Annotated in this window: 16 protein-coding genes; 7 read left to right on the top strand and 9 right to left on the bottom strand. The window is 62.3% G+C overall.

From position 1 onward, the window contains the following. Positions 1 to 30 precede the first annotated feature (30 nt). Complete coding sequence (gene fabF / locus MESAU_RS23425) at positions 31 to 1,293, top strand: beta-ketoacyl-ACP synthase II (RefSeq protein ID WP_015318504.1); 1,263 nt, start codon at positions 31 to 33, stop codon at positions 1,291 to 1,293. An 8-nt stretch (positions 1,294 to 1,301) separates the two neighbouring features. Here fabF and MESAU_RS31970 read toward each other — a convergent pair whose 3' ends face one another. Next, complete coding sequence (locus MESAU_RS31970; protein WP_224525637.1) at positions 1,302 to 1,553, bottom strand: hypothetical protein; 252 nt, start codon at positions 1,551 to 1,553, stop codon at positions 1,302 to 1,304. Here MESAU_RS31970 and mltG point away from each other — a divergent pair. From mltG to gmk, 3 genes are all read left to right on the top strand, one after another. Beyond that, entirely contained in the window at positions 1,552 to 2,667 is a 1,116-nt protein-coding gene (mltG, locus tag MESAU_RS23420; protein ID WP_245262890.1) for an endolytic transglycosylase MltG, read from the top strand. The two genes, MESAU_RS31970 and mltG, sit on opposite strands and share 2 nt — an antisense overlap. Before the next feature lie 160 nt (positions 2,668 to 2,827). Then, on the top strand, positions 2,828 to 3,718 hold the full coding sequence (locus MESAU_RS23415) for a YicC/YloC family endoribonuclease (RefSeq protein WP_015318502.1): 891 nt from the start codon (positions 2,828 to 2,830) through the stop codon (positions 3,716 to 3,718). A 21-nt stretch (positions 3,719 to 3,739) separates the two neighbouring features. Beyond that, positions 3,740 to 4,396: a guanylate kinase gene (gene gmk / locus MESAU_RS23410; protein ID WP_023773399.1), complete on the top strand. Its 657-nt coding sequence runs from the start codon at positions 3,740 to 3,742 to the stop codon at positions 4,394 to 4,396. Positions 4,397 to 4,437: 41 nt separating this feature from the next. On the opposite strand, the gene rsmA is transcribed toward gmk, so the two are convergent. The 6 genes from rsmA to lptF form a co-directional block, all read right to left on the bottom strand. Further along, the gene (rsmA, locus tag MESAU_RS23405; protein WP_015318500.1) at positions 4,438 to 5,277 is read right to left on the bottom strand and encodes a 16S rRNA (adenine(1518)-N(6)/adenine(1519)-N(6))-dimethyltransferase RsmA; all 840 of its coding nucleotides are present in this window, start codon (positions 5,275 to 5,277) and stop codon (positions 4,438 to 4,440) included. Beyond that, positions 5,274 to 6,290: a 4-hydroxythreonine-4-phosphate dehydrogenase PdxA gene (gene pdxA, locus MESAU_RS23400; protein ID WP_015318499.1), complete on the bottom strand. Its 1,017-nt coding sequence runs from the start codon at positions 6,288 to 6,290 to the stop codon at positions 5,274 to 5,276. Before pdxA ends, rsmA begins: the two co-directional genes overlap by 4 nt. A gap of 13 nt (positions 6,291 to 6,303) precedes the next feature. Next, entirely contained in the window at positions 6,304 to 7,236 is a 933-nt protein-coding gene (locus MESAU_RS23395) for a peptidylprolyl isomerase (RefSeq protein ID WP_041163482.1), read from the bottom strand. 78 nt (positions 7,237 to 7,314) lie between these two features. Further along, on the bottom strand, positions 7,315 to 9,756 hold the full coding sequence (locus MESAU_RS23390) for an LPS-assembly protein LptD (RefSeq protein WP_041163481.1): 2,442 nt from the start codon (positions 9,754 to 9,756) through the stop codon (positions 7,315 to 7,317). Then, entirely contained in the window at positions 9,756 to 10,841 is a 1,086-nt protein-coding gene (lptG, locus tag MESAU_RS23385) for an LPS export ABC transporter permease LptG (protein WP_023795292.1), read from the bottom strand. The genes MESAU_RS23390 and lptG overlap by 1 nt, the downstream gene beginning before the upstream one ends. Beyond that, a complete protein-coding gene (lptF, locus tag MESAU_RS23380; protein WP_015318495.1) occupies positions 10,838 to 12,040 on the bottom strand; it encodes an LPS export ABC transporter permease LptF in 1,203 nt (400 codons plus the stop codon). The genes lptG and lptF overlap by 4 nt, the downstream gene beginning before the upstream one ends. 364 nt (positions 12,041 to 12,404) lie before the next feature. Here lptF and MESAU_RS23375 point away from each other — a divergent pair, with 364 nt between their 5' ends. After that, on the top strand, positions 12,405 to 13,952 hold the full coding sequence (locus MESAU_RS23375) for a leucyl aminopeptidase (RefSeq protein WP_015318494.1): 1,548 nt from the start codon (positions 12,405 to 12,407) through the stop codon (positions 13,950 to 13,952). A gap of 9 nt (positions 13,953 to 13,961) precedes the next feature. Further along, positions 13,962 to 14,411 (top strand): DNA polymerase III subunit chi, encoded by a 450-nt coding sequence (locus MESAU_RS23370; RefSeq protein WP_015318493.1) that lies wholly within the window; start codon positions 13,962 to 13,964, stop codon positions 14,409 to 14,411. A gap of 143 nt (positions 14,412 to 14,554) precedes the next feature. On the opposite strand, the gene MESAU_RS23365 is transcribed toward MESAU_RS23370, so the two are convergent. After that, positions 14,555 to 15,073, bottom strand: a complete 519-nt coding sequence (locus MESAU_RS23365) for a DUF995 domain-containing protein (protein ID WP_015318492.1) — start codon at positions 15,071 to 15,073, stop codon at positions 14,555 to 14,557. Positions 15,074 to 15,204: 131 nt separating this feature from the next. Then, positions 15,205 to 16,128, bottom strand: a complete 924-nt coding sequence (locus MESAU_RS23360; protein WP_015318491.1) for a glycoside hydrolase family 26 protein — start codon at positions 16,126 to 16,128, stop codon at positions 15,205 to 15,207. Positions 16,129 to 16,742: 614 nt separating this feature from the next. On the opposite strand from MESAU_RS23360, the gene MESAU_RS23355 reads away from it, so the two are divergent. Then, entirely contained in the window at positions 16,743 to 18,623 is a 1,881-nt protein-coding gene (locus MESAU_RS23355; protein WP_015318490.1) for a glycosyltransferase family 2 protein, read from the top strand. The last annotated feature ends 107 nt before the right edge of the window (positions 18,624 to 18,730 follow it).

Here is an 18,730-nt window from a genome sequence, read left to right as displayed (position 1 = left end):
TTTCGCAGTCGTCACCGGGGAGGACCTGCGATGAGGCGTGTCGTCGTCACGGGCCTTGGCCTGGTTTCGCCGTTCGGTATGGGCTTCGAGCACGGCTGGAAGGAACTGCTGACCGGCCGCAGCGCTGCCAAGCGCGTCACCGAGTTCGAGGTGGACGATCTTGCCTGCAAGATCGCCCACGTCATTCCGCGCGGCGACGGCTCCAACGGCACGCTCAATCCCGAAGCCATTCTTGAGCCGAAGGAACTCCGCAAGATCGGCGACTTCATCCTGTACGGGATCGCGGCCGCCGATGAAGCGCTGAAGGATTCCGGCTGGCAGCCTTCAACCGAGGAGGAGCGTTGCGCCACCGGTGTGCTGATCGGCTCCGGTATCGGCGGTCTTGAGGGCATCGCCGAGAACGCGATCATCCTCAAGGAACGCGGCCCGCGACGCATCAGCCCGTTCTTCATTCCCGGAAACATCATCAATCTCGTGTCGGGCCAGGTTTCGATCCGGCACGGGTTGAAAGGCCCCAACCACGCTGTCGTCACCGCTTGCTCGACCGGCGCGCACGCCATTGGCGACGCCGCCCGGCTGATCATCTTCGGCGATGCCGACATCATGCTGGCTGGCGGCGCCGAATCGCCGGTGACCCGGCTGTCGCTCGCCGGCTTCGCCGCATGCCGGGCGCTGTCGACCGAGCGCAACGATACCCCGCAAACGGCCTCGCGGCCCTATGACCGCGACCGTGACGGCTTCGTCATGGGCGAGGGCGCCGGCGTCCTCGTGCTGGAGGAGCTTGAGCATGCCAAGGCGCGCGGCGCCAAGATCTATGCCGAGGTGACCGGCTACGGCCTGACCGGCGATGCCTATCACATCACCGCACCGGCTGAAGATGGCGATGGCGCTTTCCGTTGCATGACGGCGGCGTTGAACCGGGCAAAGCTTACGCCGGCCGATGTCGACTACATCAATGCGCACGGCACCTCGACCATGGCCGATACGATCGAACTCGGCGCCGTCGAGCGGCTGGTCGGCGATGCGGCGTCGAAGATTTCGATGTCGTCGACCAAGTCGTCGATCGGCCATTTGCTGGGAGCGGCAGGCGCGGCCGAAGCGATCTTTTCGATTCTCGCCATCCGCGACAATATCGCACCGGCGACCATCAACCTCGACAATCCAGAACGCGAAACGGCGATCGACCTGGTGCCGAACAAGCCACGCGTCCGCCAGATCGACGTGGCACTGTCCAATTCCTTCGGCTTCGGTGGCACCAACGCCTCGCTCGTCTTCCAGCGGTATAATGGCTGACGGTCCGGTTACCGTGCAATGCTTTGGCGTGCCGTCAATTTTGCCATATTCGCCCCTACTCTGCCGCAGGGGATTCGTTGAGAGATCGAACGGTAGGGCGACATGAACACTAATCCGTCGGGCAACGGAGAATTCGGGCAAAGGCCGGCGAACACCGGGCCGATCGTGCCGAAGACGGCCAGCGAAGCCTTGCGGCCGGAAGCCGGAACACCGCCGCCGAAACGTTCGCGTGCTTCGCGCAGCCAGGTCGTCGTGTTCATGAACTTCGTCATCTCGGCGGTGATGCTGATCGTTCTGGCGGCGGGCGTGGCCCTCTATTTCGGCAAGCAGGAGTTTACCGAACCCGGCCCATCCGCCAATGGCGACACTTTCCTCGTCAAGCCCAGCACCGGCGTCCAGGACATTGCCGACCAGCTCGAGCGCCGCGGATTGATCAGCGACGCCCGCGTATTCCGCCTCGGGGTGCGTGCCTTCGGCAACGATTCCGCGCTCAAGGCCGGTGAGTACGAGATCAAGCCCAGGGCATCCATGCGCGACATCATGGAACTGCTGAAGAGCGGCAAGTCGGTGATGTATTCGCTGACTATTCCCGAGGGGCTGACGGTCGAGCAGGCCTTGCAGCGCATCGCCGACGAACCGGCTTTGAGCGGCGATATGCCGGCGAAGACACCCCCTGAAGGCAGCCTTGCCACCGACACGCTGCGCTTCACGCGTGGCGCAACGCGTCAGCAGATGGTCGACAAGCTGCTCGCCGATCAGAAGAAACTGGTCGATGAGGTGTGGCAGCGGCGCTCGCCGGATCTGCCCCTGGCCAGCGTCGAGGACTTTGTCACCCTGGCCTCGATCGTCGAGAAGGAAACCGGCAAGGGCGACGAACGCTCGCGCGTGGCCGCCGTCTTCCTGAATCGGTTGGCCAAGGGCATGCGCCTGCAGTCCGATCCGACCATCATCTACGGTCTGTTTGGCGGCAAGGGCAAGCCGGCGGATCGCCCGATCTATCAGTCCGACATCCAGAAGCAGACGCCTTACAACACCTATGTGATCAGCGGCTTGCCGCCGACGCCCATCGCCAATCCAGGCCGCGCGGCCCTCGAGGCCGTGGCCAACCCGTCGAAGACCGACGATCTCTATTTCGTCGCCGACGGCACGGGCGGTCACGTCTTTGCCTCGACGCTGAACGAGCATAATGAAAACGTCGCCCGCTATCGCGCGCTGCAGAAGAAGCAGGCCGATGAGGCAGCCAAGGCCGCTGCTGCCGCCGGTGCCAGCGGCAGTGCCGACAAGCCTGCTGACGACAAGCCAGCTGACGAGAAGCCTGCCATTGACAGCGGCATCGATGGCGATGCTGGCGGTGATGCGGGCGCGGCCCAGTAAGGCGAAGAAAAGCGTTGCCTGGAAGGCGGCGGCCTGACATTTGAAGGAACGCCAGGCGTCCAATTTCGACGTATTCGCGGAATGGTCATTTTAAGTTAAGCCGCACTCGTCCCTCCGGAAAACCGGTTTCGGGGTGAGGCGCCAGGGATGTGCAGGCGACATGAATTTGCAGAGCATGACCGGTTTTGCGCGCGCCGTCGCCGAGCATGACGGCACCTCCATTGCCTGGGAAGTCAAATCCGTCAACGGCAAGAGCGTCGAGGTACGGTTGCGGCTGCCTCAAGGGTTCGAGCGGTTGGAGCCTGTGCTTCGGCAAACGCTGCAGAAGCGTTTCGCGCGCGGCAACTTCCAGGCGACGTTGACCATCGGCCGTGCCGCCGGCGCGCAGGCGCAACCAGTCGTCAACGAGGTGTTTTTGAAAGATCTCGCCGGCCTGGCCAAGCGATTGCAGGAACAGTTCGGCGTCGCGCCCGCAACGGCTGACGGTTTGCTGTCGCTGCGTGGTGTGCTCGACGTTCCCGAAACCATCGAAACCGACGAGGCGCGGGCCGCGCTCGACACCGCCATCATGGCCGCGCTCGACGTGGCGCTGAACGGCCTGGAACAGGCCCGGCAAGGCGAAGGTGCCGCATTGGCCCTGCTTTTGTCCGGTCATATCGACGTTATCGAGACACTGACCCTGCGCGCGGAAGCGGATCCGTCGCGCGATACGGCGGCGATCCGCGAACGCATCGCCGAGCAGGTCAGGCTGTTGATGGATGCATCCGCCAATCTGGATGCAAGCCGATTGCACATGGAGGCGGCGTTTCTTGCCACCAAGGCCGATATTCGCGAGGAGATCGACCGGCTGAAAACGCATGTCGCGTCTGGCCGGGCCTTGCTCGAGGGCGGCGGCGCCGTTGGCCGCAAGCTCGATTTTCTGGCACAGGAATTTAACCGCGAATCGAATACGCTGTGTTCGAAGTCGAATGCCGCCGCCGTCACCGCGATCGGACTGGAACTGAAGGCGGTCGTCGACCAGTTTCGCGAACAGGTCCAGAATCTGGAGTAGCCGATGGTTGCCAAGGAACCGATGGTTGCCAGGGATTTGGGGTCCCGCATCCGCCGCCGGGGGTTGATGCTCGTCCTGTCGTCACCATCGGGTGCCGGCAAGTCGACGATCGCGCGCAATCTTCTTGAGAGCGATTCCAGCCTCGAACTGTCGGTCTCGGTCACCACAAGGCCTCGCCGCGGCTCGGAAATCGAGGGCGTTCACTACCATTTCCGCACGATGCGCGAATTCGAGCGGCTGCGTGATTCCGACGCGCTGCTCGAATGGGCCGAGGTGCATGGCAATTGCTATGCGACGCCGCGTGAACCTGCCGAACTGGCGCTGGCGCAGGGACGCGACATGCTGTTCGACATCGACTGGCAGGGCGCCCAGCAGCTCAAGGAGAAGATGCGCGCCGACATCGTCTCGATCTTCATCCTGCCTCCGTCGATGAAGGAATTGAAGGCGCGGCTGAAGCGCCGCGCCGAGGATCAGGAAGCGGTGATCGAGACGCGGCTGAAGAACGCCCGCAACGAGATCGAGCACTGGAAGGAATATGACTTCGTCATCGTCAACGACGATCTAGACCGTGCTTTCGCCGAAGTGCGCGGCATCGTCGTGGCAGAGCGGCTGCGCCGCGACCGCCGGCCAGGTCTTTTCGATTTCGTGTCGGGCTTGCTGGACGAGAAGACGGATTGACCGCTTTTTTCCTTCTCCCTGCGTGAGCGGCGAGAAGAGAGCTACACTGCATTGGTCAGCCGCACGAACTCCTCGACGCTAAGCGTTTCGGCGCGTCGTGTCGGGTCGATCCCCACTCGTTCGAGCAAGGCCTCGCCGCCGAGGCTTTTCACGCTTTGCCGCAGCATCTTTCGGCGTTGGCCGAAGGCGGCTTCCGTGACCCGAGCGAGTTTCTTCACATCGGCGGGCAGGGGTGTCGCGCGGGGCTCGAGATGCACCACCGAAGAGGTGACCTTGGGCGGTGGCGTGAAGGCCTGAGGCGGCACGTCGAAGGCGATCCTGGCCTGCGTGCGCCAGCCGGCGAGCACACCCAGCCGGCCATAGGCGTCGCTGTCGGGCGCTGCGACGATGCGCTGGGCGACCTCACGCTGGAACATCAATGTCATGGAGGCGTAGAAGGGCGGCCAGTCCGTGACCGTCAGCCATCTGACCAGCAGTTCCGTGCCGATATTGTAGGGCAGATTGGCCACGATCCGCACCTGCCCGCTATCTCCAGCCGCCTCTGCGGCGAGGGCGGCGAAGTCGGTCTTCAGCGCGTCGCCCGAAATCACCTCCAGCCGGCCGGGGTAATGAGCCGAGACTTCGGCAAGCGCTGCCAGGCAGCGTTCGTCGCGCTCTATGGCAACGACCCGGCGGGCGCCGTTGGAAAGCAGCGCCCTCGTCAGCCCTCCGGGCCCGGGCCCGACCTCGATCACCGTGGCATTTGTCAGGTCGCCGGCGCTGCGCGCGATCTTGCCTGTCAAATTGAGGTCGAGCAGGAAGTTCTGCCCAAGCGCCTTTTTCGCCTGCAGTCCATGACGCTCGATGACTTCGCGCAGCGGCGGCAGCCCATCGATGCTCATGCGGCCGCGGCCCTTGCGTCGGTGTCGGCGAGTTTTCTGGCGAGCTTCAGCGCCGCGATCAGGCTGTCGGGCCGCGCAATGCCCTTGCCGGCGATGTCGAAGGCGGTGCCATGGTCGGGCGAGGTGCGGATGAAGGGCAGGCCCAGCGTGACGTTGACCGCCTCGTCGAAGGCCAGCGCCTTGGCCGGGATCAAGGCCTGATCGTGATACATGCAAAGTGCCGCGTCGTAACCTGCCCGCGCCCGGGCATGGAACAGCGTGTCGGCGGGCAGGGGGCCGAAAGCGTCGATGCCTTCGGCGCGCAGGATGTCGACCGCCGGGCGCACGATGTGCTCGTCTTCCGTGCCCATCGAGCCGCCTTCGCCGGCATGCGGATTGAGGCCGGCAATGGCGAGCCGCGGCCTGGCGATGCCGAAGCGGCTGGCAAGGTCGGCCGCGGCGATGCGCGCGGTCGCGACGATCAATTCGGTGCTCAGGACCTTCGGCACCTCGGCCAGGGCGATGTGGATGGTGACGGGAACGGTGCGCAGGTCGGGGCCTGCCAGCATCATCACCGGCATCGCCTCGACGCCGCTGTGCCGAGCCGCGAGATGCGCCAGATATTCGGTGTGGCCGGGAAAAAGGAAGCCCGCATCATAGAGAGGCTTCTTGGCAATCGGGCAGGTCACGACGGCGGCGGCCTCACCGGCAAGGCAGGCGGCGACCGCACGGTCGATCGCTTCGATGGTGCCGGCCGCATTGGCCGGGTCCGGCCGGCCGGGGCTGTCGATGAAGCGCGCCGTCAGCGGAACGATCGGCAAGGCGTGGCCAAAGACCTCGATCGCCTGCACCGGCGTCACCTCCTGGACGGGCAGCAAAATGCCAAGGCGGTGTGCGCGCGCGGCGACCACAGCCGGGTCGGCCAGCAGATAGAACGGCGGCAAGCCGACGGCGTCACGCGCAAGGAAGGCGGCGATGGCTATTTCAGGGCCGATACCCGATGGGTCGCCGACACTCAACGCCAGCGCGGTCATCGCGCTACCCACGTCAGCGCTTGACGATGCGGGCTTTGGCCTTCAGTTCGTCGACATATTTCTTGCTGAGATCGTCGGCGGCCTTGTCGTTGGAGCCTTCGCTCTGGAACACCATCTGGGCGGTCTTGTCGTCGGACACTTCGCGCGACGAGCAGATGCCGATGAACTCGACGCCGCGTTCGGTCTCGCGCGTAACGGTGGCGCCGCCGACCTTGGTCGCTTTGATCTGCTCGGCCCAGTCTGGCGGCAGTTGCGGCGCCAGAACCCGGCCGAGATCACGAACCGTGACGTCGATCAGGCCCTTGGCGAACTCGCGCGTCGTGTTGCAGCCGTTGAAGCGAGCGCGCATGGCGTCGGCCTCGCGCTTGCGCTTGGCCAGCGTCGCGCTGCGTTCGGCCGCCGGCACGACGAAGATGACCTGCTGCAGCATGTATTCCATGGCGCTCGGCTTGGCGCCGCCCTTGTCGAGCATGCGTCGCACCGCGTCCTGTTCGGTCACGCTGCCGCCTTCGCCGGAACGGTAGCGCGCGCTCAAGGCCTGGTTCCAGGCCATCTGGGCGCGGATGAACTCCTTGAAATGGTCCTTGCCGACGCCGGATTTTTCCATGACGCCGTCGAGCTGGCCGCGCTGCATCTTGTTGTTGGCGGCAAAGCGCTGATAGGCGGCCTCGACCTGTGCATCGCTGATGCGGATACCAAGCCGCCTGGCCTCGGCGAGCCGCAGCGTCTGGTCGATCATTTCCTGGCCAGCATCACCCTTTTTGCGCTGCAGCTTCAGGAAGGCGGCACGATGGGCGATATCACCGGTGGTGATCGGTATGTCGTTGACGACGTATTTGATCTCGCTGGCGAAAGCCGGCGGCGTCATGACGGTCATTGACACGGATGTCGCCGCCACAAGCAACGCGAACCCTGCTGAAAAGAGGTATTTCCTCATCCTTGGCATCCCAATTCTATTCCCGGCTCCGCCCGTTCCGGATGCGCGAATCCGTGCCAGCCCTATGCGGCGAAACGATGTCGCCGCCTATTGGATGGTGTCGACTCCGTTGCTCGACGAGCCGAAGTCGCCGAGGGTGCGGAACGAGAGGTTGAATCCGATGCTTTGCGTCACTTCCCTGGTGTTCAGGTCACGCGACTGCGCGTACGTCATCAGATAGGTGAAGCAGGAATCGTTGTAGGCGAAGCCCACCCCGTCCTTGACCAGCAGGCCCTCTTGCAAATCGTAGGTTCCTGTCCCGAACACGCGCCAGTTCTCGGCAAGATGCGTGGATGCACCCAGCGTGACCTCGTGACGGTCGGTGGTGAAACCGTAGAGCGGCTGGGCCTGGATGAAGGCATACTTGGCGCTCAACGACACCGGCAGGCCGGAATAGGCAGCTTTCAGCTCGGCGCGGCGGATCTCGAAGCTCTGTTCGTCGAACCGGCCGCTGACCGAGGCCGCGAATCCATTGGGGCTGGTTATGCCAAACAGGCCGACATAGTCGGACTTGGTGGTCTCAAGGCCTGAATTTGCGCCGACATTGACCAGGTCGGGGGCCGCGAAGGAGTTCTCGCCGCCAATTTGATAGGATTGGCCGAAGATGGCATTGGTCCCCCAGCCATTGATGTAGGAGCCGGAATAGCGCAGCCCGACATTGGCACGCGAGCCGCCCTCGATACGGTCATAACCGGAGAACTTGTCGCGCTCGAACAGCGTGGTCGCATCGAAAACCATGCTCTGCGCGTCTTCATTGGGAATGGAAAGGCCGCCGACATACTGTTCGTTCGGACGCAGGAACACCTGTGCCATCGGCTCGACAACGTGGCTCGACCCGCTGGCCAGCGAGAACAACAGGGGCCAGCTCATCTCGAGCCCGGCGGTCGCCATGTAGCGGGCAAAGGACGAGCGCATGTCTTCGCTGGTATTTATCACAGGGTTGGCGGCCATCTCCTGAATGGCCGCAAGCGAAGCTGATGAAGCGCGGACGTAATCAACGTCGCCCTGGAATGCCAGCAGCGGTGTCAATACCAGCCCGTCATCAGTGACGAAGCTCCGTTTCCACTCGGCCTCGGCGGTGAGGCGGCCGGACTCGCCTTCGATGCCGCGCACGCGCTGAGCAAGCGTAGAAGAGTCGTATGGCGTGTTGAAAGCCTCGTCGAGATCTTCGCGGCGGATGACGCGCGTGTTGACGTTGAGCGACAACTGGCCGCCGCCGACCGATGTGTCGGGGATATAGGCATAATCAAGCGAGGGCAGCACCCAGGGCTGCTGGCCACTTCTCGCGGCGGCATTGTCGTTCGGCGTGTTTTCCTGAACTTCGAAATGCATGGCGCGCACGTCGAAATAGTTGCGGTCGTTCAGACCGGTCAAATAGACCGACGACTGGTGGACGTATGAATTGTACTTGGCGATGTTGTAGGTATTCGAGAAGTTCTTGTCGGTCTGCAGCAACACGTCCCAGCCGAAATTCCAGCGTTCGTTGATGGCGAACTGCCCCTGCGTGCCCATCATGCCGCGGAACTTGTTCGGATCGCCGGCCGCGCCTGAATTCACATTGTTCCCGGAGGGCGGAAAACCGGCGGCATCGAGAAAAGCGTCCGGATCCTGCTGCTGGATCCCGGCGACCTTAAATGTGTATTCGCCGTTGTTGAAGCGCTGGCGCCATTCGGCTTCGCCGAGGAAGCCCTGCTTGGTGTAACCGCTTCCGGTCACCGTCAGATCATATGTCGGCGAAAGGGCGAAATAATAGGGAACCTTGACGCTATACCCCAGATGGCTGTTGTAGCCGATGCTGGGGATCAGGAAGCCGCTCTTGCGCTTCACGGTGGGATCGGCGATCTCGAACGCCGGCAGGTAAGCCAGCGGAAAGCCGAAGAACTCGAAATTCGCGTTCTCGAAGCGAACCGTCTTCTTCTCACCGTTCCAGATGATCTTCCTGGCTTTGACGCGCCATGTCGGCGCCTTGTCGGGCTTGTCCTCGCACGGTTCGCAGGCGGTGTAGACACCATTGTGGAAGGTGGTCAGCACGCCGCCCATGCGTTCGGCGCTTTCGGCGGCGAAATAGGCCTTGTCGACCGTTTCAACGCGCAGCGCGTTGACGAAACCGTCGGCGAAATCGTCGGTGATGTCGATGTGTTGTGAATTGATCTTCGTGCCGTCGCTGTTGACGATTTCGACATTGCCACTGGCAACCATCCGCTTGGTGTTGCGGTTGTAGACGACCTTCTGGGCGACGAGGCGGTTGCCGCCGTAGTCGATCTGCACGCCGCCGACGGCGGTCACGGTCTGGTTGTCGTTGTTGTATTCCAGCGTGTCGGCGGCCAGCAGCATCTGCGAACCGGATGGAACGGTGGTCGCCAAGTTGCCGACCTCCTGCGCGAAGGCCGGCACCGGGACGCCGCAGGCAAGCAGGCACGCCAAGGCGCTCGCCGCATAAAGGCGCGCCAAATGGGCCTGCCTGTCGCTGGGCAAAAACGCCTCCCTCACTAGCCGTCTTCCTTGTATAGCAGGAAAGTCACCCCGAAGAACATAGCTACCACGACCGGCACCCAGGCGGCTATGGCAGTCGGCACGAACCCCGCCACGCCGAACGCCTTCACCAGCACCGAAACGACATAAAGCAGAAACCCGGCAACGACGCCACCCAGAATCATCGTTGCCGATTGTCCCATCCTCGCAAATCGCATTGAAACTGTTGCCGCAATCAGCGTCATGGCGACGAGCAGGAACGGCAACGCCACCAGCGAATCAAACTGCATGGCAAAGGCATTTGCCTTGAGGCCGAAGGAACGGGCAACCTCGATTTTTCCGGGCAGGTCATAGAAGGGAATTGTCTCCGGGCGCGCCAGCCGCTCCTGCACGAATTCCGGCTTCAGATTGGTCGGCACACGATCGCTCGCGACGGGCTGGATGGTGCCGTTCCTGAACGTCTTTACATCCTGCAATTCCCAATAGCCGTCGCGCAGGTAGGCCCGTGCGGCGTCCTTGCGCTCGACGATGTTGCCTTGCTGGTCGAGGATGAAAAACACGGCGTCGGCCATCTCGAGGCCCTGGTCGAGGATGGCCCGCGCGCCGATGATCGTGTCGCCGGAACTGGTTTTCTGGCGAATCCAGGGCGCGGCATCGGCTGAAACGGTATTGGACTTGCCGGAGCGCAGCTCGGTCTCGATCTGTTCGGACAAGGAGAAAGCGTGGGCGGCAAGCGGGTTGATGATCCCGACCGACACGACGCCGAACAGCAATGCGCCGATGCAGCACGGCAAAAGGAACTGCCAGGCGGAGACGCCCGCGGACCGCGCGATAACGAGTTCGTAACGCCGGTTGAGCGAAACCAGCGTCGCCATCGCCGAGAACAAGCCGACAAACGGCACCGTCTGCAGCATGATCATGGGCATTCGAAGGCCTGAAATGGCCATCGCCGTCCCATAGGTGAAGCCCGGCAGGCCAGTGGTGCGGCCCGACAATTCCGTGAAATCGATCAGGAACACCAGCGCCAGAAGGCCGATGAAGAACCAGATCGTGATCGCCACGTAACGGAAGAAGAAGTAACGGCCCAGCGTCCAGCCCATCAGCCGACTCCCTGGCCCGAGGTGTCGCGCCTGGACAAACGAGACTTGAGGGCATTCCACCCGTCACCGATGCGGCTGGCCAGGTTTGTCATCCAGTCCGCCCAGGCAACCGGCAGTTCCATGGTCCGGTTCGACACAATGAACCAGATCGCCACCGCGGAAGCCGCGATCGGTATGCCATAGACCACATAGGAATATTGCGGGACCTCGTCGGCCTTGCTTGCGGCGAAGAATCCCAGCCAGCGTACGAACAGCGATATCGCGATGGCGGTGATCAGCGGATTGACGCGCGCCTCGCGATGCGAACGCGCGTCTCCCGCGACCGCGAGCGCGATCAGTGCGAAAACCATGGAGTATGTCCATTCCGAAAACCGCTGGTCGATCTCCGCCCGGTACTCCTGCGGACTTTGCTGGTAGTTCTTGTCGTTGGGGCTTGGATTGAGCAGGTACTGGGTGGTCTGGTCTTTTGGCAGGAGCGTCACCTGGTTGGCCGCCGACATGAAGGCCGACATGTCGAAGGCATAGGACGTGAACCGGATGACACTGAGGTCGCCTGTCAGCGTCTTGCGATGGATGACGCCGTCGTTCATCATCAGCACCTTTTCGCCGCCCCGCTCGATGATGCTGCCGGTCTTGGCATAATAGACGAGATTGACGCCTTCCTCACGGGAATCGGCGACGAAGATGCCACCCAGCCGGTTGTCGGGAAGCCGCTCGCCAATCTGCAGGAACAGTCCTTCCTCGATCTTGCGGAAGGTGCCTTCCTGAATGATCAGCGACAAAAGGTCGGCGCGCGACTCCGCCACCAGGGCGCGGTTCTTCTGTCGTGCATAGGGGTCGATGCCGTTGTCCACGGCGAATGAAAAGACGCTGGCGGCCAGCGCCAGCAGCATGATCGGCCGCACGATGGTCCAGCGCGAGGCACCCGATGCATTGACCACCGCGAGTTCCGAATCCGAATTCATCACGCTGAGTGTCTGCGCGACCGCCACCACGAGCGCGAAAGGCACGACGATCGGAACGATAGAAGGGAGAATGAGAGACGCGACCTCGAAGAAGGTCAAGGCCGACTGGCCGCTGTCCGTGACCAGATTGATCTTGGCCAGCACCTGCGTCGTCCACACGATGGCCAGCGTCCAGACCAGCGCTGCGATGAAGACAACGAAAGTGCGCCGCATGATGTAGCGTTCAATGACCTTCATGAAGGCTTTACTCGATTTTCTCGAACGGCATCATGCCACCACGCTAAGGGTAGCTGTCCGGCGACGCCCGCACAACTGGCTCCGTTGGGCTGCATCAGGCAGGCGATCTGGTTCCCGTCCCACGTCGCGTGCCGCAGCGGATCGGAGTGTCGGCGGCAATGGATAAGAAAGGACGAACATCGATGGTTAACAACAGGTTGCGGCATGAAGCGGGGCCGTGCCGCGACGAATCGCCTTCGATTCCACGTCTCATATGGGCAGCCATTTTGGCAAAGTCTTGCCAAATGCCGGAAAACGACCAAATGTCGCGGATCACTTCACACCGCTTCGCGCAAAGTCGCCCAATCCCCGAAAGCAGGACATGATGAACCCGAGACCGTCGATCGCCTTTGCGAAATTCGCCGCGCCCCAGGCGGCGGCGAGCAGGAAGGGCACGGTCTTCGTGCTGTCGGCGGATAGTGGCGGCCTGAGCGATGCGGCCAGGGCTTACGATCCGGGCAAGACGCTGGATCGGGCTTTCCCGATCGCCGAGTTTACCGGCAAGCTCGCCGGCATCGTCGAAATCCTGGCGCCGGAAACGACGTCGCTCGACAGGTTGGTCGCGATCGGCGCCGGCAAGGTCGCGGGGCTCGACGAATATGCCTGGCTGAAGCTCGGCGGCACCATTGCGGCATCGCTGCGCAAGGCAACCGACGTGGCCGTGGTGCTCGACCTGGCCGGCGCTTCGCCCGATGGCAAGGATGCCGCGAACCTCGCGGCGGGCATTCTTTTGCGCAGCTATTCCTTCGACAAGTACAAGACCAGGAAGGATAAGGACGACGGCCAAGGAGGCGGCCAGGGGGGTGGCCAAGGGAACGGTAAGCCCGATCCGAAAAAGCCGGTCAAGGTGACCATCCATACCGCCGACCCCGCAGGCGCCAAGAAAGCTTTCGCCGATGCCGAGGCGGTGATCGACGGTGTGCTTCTGGCGCGCGATCTCGTCAACGAACCGGCAAACGTGCTGGGACCTGTCGAGTTCGCCGCCCGCGCCAAGGAACTCGAGGCACTCGGCGTCAACGTCGAGATCCTGACCGAGAAGGAGATGAAGAAGCTCGGCATGGGTTCGCTGCTCGGCGTCGCGCAAGGCTCGCCCCGGGGCGCCCGCATGGCGGTCATGCAGTGGAACGGCGGCAAGCCGAAGGACAGGCCCGTCGCCTTCGTCGGCAAGGGTGTCACATTCGACACCGGCGGCAATTCGATCAAGCCGGCCTCGGGCATGGAGGACATGAAGGGCGACATGGGCGGGGCCGCCGCCGTGACCGGGTTGATGCATGCGCTTGCCGCGCGCAAAGCCAAGGCCAATGTCGTCGGCATCATCGGTCTTGTCGAAAACGCGGTCGACGGTCATGCCCAGCGCCCCGGCGACATCGTCACCTCCATGTCCGGACAGACCATCGAGGTGCTCAACACCGACGCGGAGGGGCGCCTCGTTCTGGCCGACGCGCTGTGGTACTGCAACGACCGCTTCCAGCCGAAATTCATGGTCAACCTGGCAACGCTGACCGGCGCCATCATGGTTGCGCTCGGCCTGCATTATGCCGGCCTGTTCTCCAACGACGACGAACTGGCGCAAAGGCTGACCGCGGCCGGACAGTCAACGCAGGAACGGCTGTGGCGCATGCCGCTCGGCGCCGAATACGACAAGCTGATCGATTCCAAGAACGCCGACATGAAGAACATCGGCGGCCGCTACGGCGGCGCGATCATTGCCGCGCAGTTCCTGCAGCGCTTCGTCAAGGACACGCCCTGGGCGCATCTCGATATTGCCGGGACCGCGATGGGCTCGCCGTTGAACGAGATCAACCAGTCCTGGGGTTCGGGTTTCGGCGTTCGGCTGCTGGACCGGCTGGTGCGTGATCACTACGAGAGCTGACGTTCGTCCATGGCCGATGTGCTGTTCTACCATCTGACCGAATCGACGCTGGAGGATGCGCTGCCGGGCCTGCTCGAGCGCAGCATCGATCGCGGCTGGCGCGCCGTGGTGCAGACCGGCACCGAGGAGCGGCGCGACGCGCTCGACCAGCATCTGTGGACTTTCCGCGACGATTCTTTCCTGGCGCACGCGACCGATCGCGAAGCTTATCCCGGTGAACAGCCAATCCTGTTGACCACCGGCGAGGGCAATCCCAACCAAGCCAAGATCAGGTTCCTCGTAGACGGCGCGGCTCCGCCCGACCTCGGCGGCTATGAGCGTGCGGTGTTCCTGTTCGACGGCCATGACGCGGCCCAGGTCGAGATGGCCCGGGCGCATTGGAAGACGATGAAGGACGCCGGCCACGCCGTGACCTACTGGCAGCAAGCCGCGGACCGCCGCTGGGAGCGCAAGGCGTAGAGCAATTCCACGGAAAGTGTGGACCTATCCCGGGAAAAGCGCGCAGCGCCTTGCCTGGCGAATTGCGCTAGAACGAAGAGCAGTTCGACGTTCGCCTGGAACGATGAACAACTCCAGCCCGGCGGCTTTCGCGGAGGACGGTTCTAAAGCCTTGCCTTGATCCGTGTCTGTTTCCTGGTGACGTAGTCGCCGTATTTCAATTTCGCGGACTCGTCCGACCGGTTCCGATGCGAACTCCTGAAAACGTACCACTCGCCATCAGGCGACTTGCGCTTGTAGATCGCCTTGCCGGTCTGGCGATGCTCGAAGCAGGTCATTGAGCCCTTCACGCCCCAGGAGCCGTGCCATTGCGCGCGGTAGCACAACTTGCCGCCGCCGGGGATGAACCATATCCCGTCGCCATAGCCCGGCTGGCCCTTTTCCGTCGACCAGGCGTTAAATTGCCGCTGCCTGACGGCAAAGAACGCGGCCCCGTGATTGCCCCACATCCACGAACGGTTCTGATAGATCTGGTAGACGCCTTCGTCGGGCACCACGGCGCCCTTTTGCGCCTGCTCGGCGATTTTGGCCGCTGTCTTGGCTGTCGCGGGGACCTGTAAGGCAAGAACAAGAACGGAGCAGGCGAATGCCGCTCCAAGACAATTACCCAGCACTCGTTTCACGGAACTACTCCACGGACTGATTCACGCCACGCCTCACCATCATGCCGAAACGCTGGTTCGGCATGGATGGCAAACAAACAGAAAGATGGAGATCCATCCCGATCGTGTCGGGACGCATCGGGACGACGCGTCTACGGCAGGACGTGCTGGGTCACCCTCCAGTCGGGCAGACCATAGCCCCCCAGCCACGGCCACACTTCCTTCTGGTTGAAGTAGACAACTGAAGTCAGCGCCGGGAACTCCGCATAGGACTTGCGAGAATCGTCCTGCCACTTCGAAACATAGTCCTGCTTGCCGACATAGCCGAGTTCCGCCACCACGATCGGCTTGTTGAACCCCGCAACGCGATCATAGCCTGGCTTCAGCAACTCGGCGAACGTACGGTCGTGACCGGCCTCGTCGTTGTCCTTTTTCTGCAGGCCGAACACCGACAGGCCGATCACGTCGACATAGTCGTCACCAGGGTAGTATTTTTCCAAGCCTTCATCGCCTTTGGGCGACCACATATATTTGGCCGTGGGGGCGGCCTTGCGGCAGATATCGACTTCGCGCTTGTAGGCGGAAATCCAGTCCTTCGGTGCCCAGTTGGCCCAGGTGAAGCGACCGTTCTTGTCTTCCATTTCTTGCGCCCAGCGAATGGTCACCGGGCTTTTCATCTGTCCCACCAAGCCGCAGATCGCCTGCATATTGGCATCATATCTGCCGCCCAATATGCCGTCTCGCAGCTCGGGCGGGGTGATGCGCCAGTCCTTCGACCAGGTCCACGGCTCGATCGTGATCAACAGCGAGCGCCCGCGCTGCTGGGCATAAGCATCGGCCAGAGGCAGCGTCGATAAATCGACGTCTTCCCAAGGCAGGAACAGTTCCTCGATGCTGGCGGTCTTGTCATTGGTGAAATCGCCATACGGATCGTACGACCCGAATGCCGACGCGGCGCTGCTCGTCTGAACGGGGTCCGTCACGGGGACGGAGCCGGCGCCTCCCGCCGTGGGGAACGCGGCGCTTCCGCCCAAAACCAGCGTGACTACAAGCGCATTTGCTGCGGAGCGTTTCATTGTTTGCCTCCCAAGGCCCGACTTCCTACGAAAGCCAAGGCTTCGCCCGGCGCGTCGATGCCTGATCGACACGCCCATCCAACACCCATCGGCTCTATTGGCGTAATCTGCGGGATTTCGGAGCGACCATTGGCGAGTGTGCGAACTTTGCACGGACCCACCCAAAATTATCCCTCAAGGCTCCGATACTGAAGAGCTTCAGAGAGAAAGTTCGCCGCGATACTCACAAATTCGCGTCAACATCCCGATATATCATCCCTAGCTAATTTAAGAGCCGGTCGGGGCCAAGAGTCAAGCACAATTAACGGTTGCTTAACCTTGGCGCTCGCAACGTGGTTAACGCTGCTTGTCCTCATCCAGACATGGGGACCATCCCCCTCTCGGTGAATTCCTCAACGCAAAACGTCCGGCTTGCCTGTCCAGCGCTGGTCGGGCGCACGCGACCGCCGGATCGGCCCGGCGCTTCAAAGGCGCTAGGTTAACCAGTTCCCAAGAAGCATAGTTAAGAAGCTCTTAATTTAGTTGACTCTAATAAATTTGCGATGGATTCTGGCGCCGGGGTTGAAGGTTGTCGGCCGTCTTCGGCTGACGCTTAGAGTGGCGGCGGTACGTTTATGAGTGTTTCCGCGGACGTAGCGACCATCAGCGGTAAGAACAGGCCGAAACGCCGGTCTCGGGCGGCTCTGGCCAAGGCGGCGCAGAAGGGCCCTTTTCTGGTTCCCGTCCTGTCTGCCGCTCAGCAATGGATCCTGAGGCTGGCGCTGGCATTCTGGTTCGTCACGCTCGGTTTTTTCTGGATCTGGTGGCTAAGGCCCGAGCATGTCGAGTACATCGGGCCATACGCCTTCGCGACGACGGTGCTGGCCTGGCTGACGCTGATGCCGATGTATTTCCTGTTATTCGTGCTTGTGTCGAAAAGGCCGTCCAAATTTTACACGGTCGCCGCGAGTTCGAGGGTGGCGATGGTGGTGACGAAAGCGCCATCCGAACCGTTTTTCGTGGTTGCGCGCACGCTCGAGGCGATGCTTGCGCAGGATTATCCTCACGACACCTGGCTTGCCGACGAGGACCCTTCCGAGGAGACGATCGCATGGTGCGAGGCGCGAAACATCCAGATTTCGACGCGGCGAGGCCGGGAAGACTATCATCGCAAGACCTGGCCGCGCCGAACCCGTTGCAAGGAAGGCAATCTCGCGTTCTTCTATGATCACTACGGCTATGAACGCTACGACTTCGTCGCCCAGATGGACGCCGATCACGTGCCGACGCTGACCTATCTGCGCGAGATGCTGGCGGCCTTCGCCGATCCCGCTGTCGGCTACGTCTCGGCGCCGAGCATTTGCGACAACAATGCCGCCGAGAGTTGGTCGGCCCGCGGCCGACTGTTCGTGGAGGGAATGCTGCACGGCCTGCTGCAGTCGGGCTACACGAGCGTCGGAGCGCCACTGTGCATAGGCTCGCACTATGCAGTGCGCACCGCCGCATTGAAGCAGGCGGGCGGGCTTGGCCCAGAACTGGCCGAAGACCACTCGACCTCCATGCTGATCAACGCGGGGGGCTGGCGCGGCGTGCATGCAATCGACGCCATTGCGCACGGTGATGGCCCACAGACTTTCGCCGACCTCGTCACTCAGGAATTCCAGTGGTCGAGGAGCCTGACCACCATCCTGCTCGAATACTCGCCCATGTATCTCTCCAAGCTGAGGTTGCGATTGAGGTTGCAGTTCGTTTTCTGCCAGCTTTGGTACCCGCTGTTCGCACTGCTCGCGCTCTCCACGTATCTCATGCCGATCTACGCGCTGTTTTCTGGCCGGAACTTCGCCAATGTGACGTATCTGGATTTCATTCTCCACTACGCGCCGAGTTCGGTTACGCCGATCGTCTTGGTGATGATGTTGAAGGCGTTCGCGCTCTCACGACCGGTAACGGCCAAGGCACTCAGCTGGGAAGGCATGCTGTTTCATTTCTTCGCGCGCTGGCCGTGGGTGCTGGCGGGCACGCTGTCGGCCGTCCGCGACTATCTGACCAAATCGTTTGTCGATTTTCGCGTCACACCGAAGGGCCGCGGCCCGAAGGATCTCCTGCCGGTTCGTGTCGTCATCCCCTATGTGGCGCTTGCCGTCGGTGCGTCGTTGCCCGTGCTCCTTGTACAAAATCCGCAGAGCGCCACGGGTTTTTACTGGTTCGCCGCGTTCAATGCAGCTTTATATAGCCTGCTGACCATCGTGATCATTGCCAAGCACGTCACCGAGAACAAGATTTCCCTTCGGCCAAGTATCGGCAAATTTGTCTTGCAGGCTTCGCTCGCCGGCGTGGCTTTAACGGCTCCGCTCGCGGGTTTTTACGGCCGCGGCCTGGAGGGCATTTACGGACTGCAGCAGGGTGCCGGCGCCGTTCATCTCGTCAAGATGGCTTTCCCAGTTTCGGGCGCCGGCATGGGCGAAATCGGCGCCCGCAATTTCTACTTCGATCCAGGTTGGGAAACGCAGCGCTGAGCGTCCCCTAACACCTGCAACAGCCCTTCGACTCTGCCAGCCTGAGCGCCGATCGCCGTCGTTGCCACCGGTGCGGAGGCTTCGTTTGCCGAAGCACCCCACGCGCC

Origin of the sequence: Mesorhizobium australicum WSM2073 (assembly GCF_000230995.2) — a bacterium.
Classification (GTDB): domain Bacteria; phylum Pseudomonadota; class Alphaproteobacteria; order Rhizobiales; family Rhizobiaceae; genus Mesorhizobium; species Mesorhizobium australicum.
This window is presented reverse-complemented; position numbering and strand designations above follow the sequence as displayed.